Annotated in this window: 1 protein-coding gene; it reads left to right on the top strand. The window is 68.0% G+C overall.

What is annotated here, in order from left to right:
* A partial coding sequence (locus tag ABD299_RS24890) for a non-ribosomal peptide synthetase (protein WP_344267051.1) occupies positions 1 to 2,259 on the top strand: 2,259 nt, incomplete at both ends.

Raw genomic sequence — 2,259 nt, 5'->3', positions numbered from 1 at the left:
ACACCCTCAGCTTTTCGACACCACCACCGTCTTCGAGAATCTCCCCTCCGATCCTTCCGGCTCCGTCGGGATCGGCGACCCATCAACCGAACTGGAGATCACCGTCCGGGAGGACAGCAGCGCGACGGGCGTCATGCACTATCCGCTCAGTCTGACCGTGGTTCCCGGCGAGGAGCTTCAACTCCATCTGAGCTATCGGCCCGAGCTCTTCAGCCGGTCTGCCGTCGAGCAGCTGGGCGTCAGGCTGCGCCACTTGCTCGACACCGTGGTCGGCTCTCCCGGAACGGTTGTGGGACAAGTGGACCTGCTCACCGCGAAGGAGCGGCACGAACTCGTCCACGCGTGGAACGATACGGAGCGAGAGATACCGGGTTCTGATGTGACCGGACTGTTCGAGGCCAGTGCGGCCCGGTTCCCGACGCGGCCGGCGGTCCTTTGCCAGGGTCGCGAGCTGTCCTACACCGAGCTGGACGAGCGGTCGAACCGGCTGGCCCGCGCCCTGGTGGTGCGAGGCGCGGGCCCTGAGAAGCTGGTCGCCGTCGCTGTGCCGCGTTCCGCCGATCTGCTGGTGACGCTGTTGGCAGTGCTCAAATCAGGCGCGGGGTATGTTCCGCTGGACTCGGACTACCCCGAGGACCGACTGCGCTACATGCTGGAGGACGCCCGGCCGGCGCTGCTTGTCACGGTGCGGGAGACATCGAACGCCGTGCCCCGCACTGGAGTGGAGCGGTTGCTTCTGGACGCTCCAGAGACTGTGCGGGAGCTGGCGGACACCCCGGCGGCCGGGTTGTCCGATGCGGAGCGCGCGGGCGCTGTTGCGGGTGCCCATCCGGCCTATGTGATCTACACGTCGGGATCCACAGGCCGCCCCAAAGGCGTGGTCGTGCCTCGCACGGCGTTGCTCAACCTTCTTCTGGCGGTGGCCGACGGAGTGCCGGTGACCTCGGCGGACCGCATGCTCGCTGTGACCACGATCGCCTTCGACATCGCCGCCCTTGAGCTGTTCACGCCGTTGCTCGCCGGGGGCAGCCTCGTGCTGGCCGACGGCGACATGGTGCGGGACCCGGAAGCTCTGGCAGCGGAGGTGGTGCGCTCCGGGGTGACCATGATGCAGGCTACCCCCTCGCTCTGGCAGGAACTGGTGAGTGCCGTGCCGGACGGGTTGCGGAATCTGCGGGCCCTGACAGGTGGCGAGGCGCTGCCGGAACGGCTGGCGACGACCCTCGCGGAGCTGTGCGAGGGCGGAGTGGTGAACCTGTACGGGCCGACGGAGACGACCGTTTGGTCCACGATGGCCCCGGTCGACGGAGGCCCGCCCGTAATCGGGCGGCCGGTGTGGAACACCCGGGCCTATGTGCTGGACGCGGCGCTGCGTCCCGTTCCGCCCGGCGTGGCGGGGGAACTCTATATCAGCGGTGCGGGAGTCACGCGGGGGTACGCGGGGCGCCCCGGGCTGACAGCCGAGCGCTTCGTCGCCGATCCGTTCGGGGCCCCGGGCGGACGGATGTATCGCACGGGCGACCTGGTGCGCTGGAACCAGGGGGGTGACCTGGAGTACCTGAGCCGGGTGGATCAGCAGATGAAGGTGCTCGGTTTCCGTATCGAGCCGGGCGAGATCGAGTCCCGGCTCGATGCGCACCCAGCGGTGCGGCAGGCTGCGGTGCTGGCGCGCCGGGACGGCCCGGGGCCGGTTCGGCTGGTGGCCTATGTGGTTACGACGTCCGGCGCGGAACAGCCCGAGCCCGAGCTGTTGCGCTCACACCTGTCAGCGACGTTGCCGGACTACATGGTTCCAACGGCGTTCGTTCCGATGGAAGCACTTCCTCTCACTCCCAACGGCAAGCTGGACCGGAGTGCTCTGCCGGCTCCCGAGTTCAACGGGGTACCGGTGGGAAGAGAGCCGCGCAACGCACTGGAGGAGAAACTCTGCTCGGTCTTCGCCGAAGTGCTGGAGGTGGACCGGGTGGGAATCGACGACGGTTTCTTCTCCCTGGGTGGGGATTCCATCACCTCCATACGGCTCTCGGTACGCGCTCGGCAGGCCGGCCTGGAGTTCACGTCCCGCGAGGTGTTCCGTCACAGTACTGTGGCCGAACTGGCCCACCACGTCCGCGTACTCGGCTCTTCCTCCTCCGGGAGCGCTGACCGCGCCTCCGTTACCCCGCATGTGGCACTCGACAGCGGTGAGCGGGACTCTCTCGCAGCGCAGGCATCGGAGTACGAAGCTGTGTGGCCGTTGTCCCCGTTGCAGTCCGGTTT

Origin of the sequence: Streptomyces sodiiphilus (genome assembly GCF_039529215.1) — a bacterium.
Lineage (GTDB): Bacteria > Actinomycetota > Actinomycetes > Streptomycetales > Streptomycetaceae > Streptomyces > Streptomyces sodiiphilus.
The sequence above is the reverse complement of the archived record's forward strand: the minus strand, read 5'-3'. Positions and strand labels throughout refer to the sequence as shown.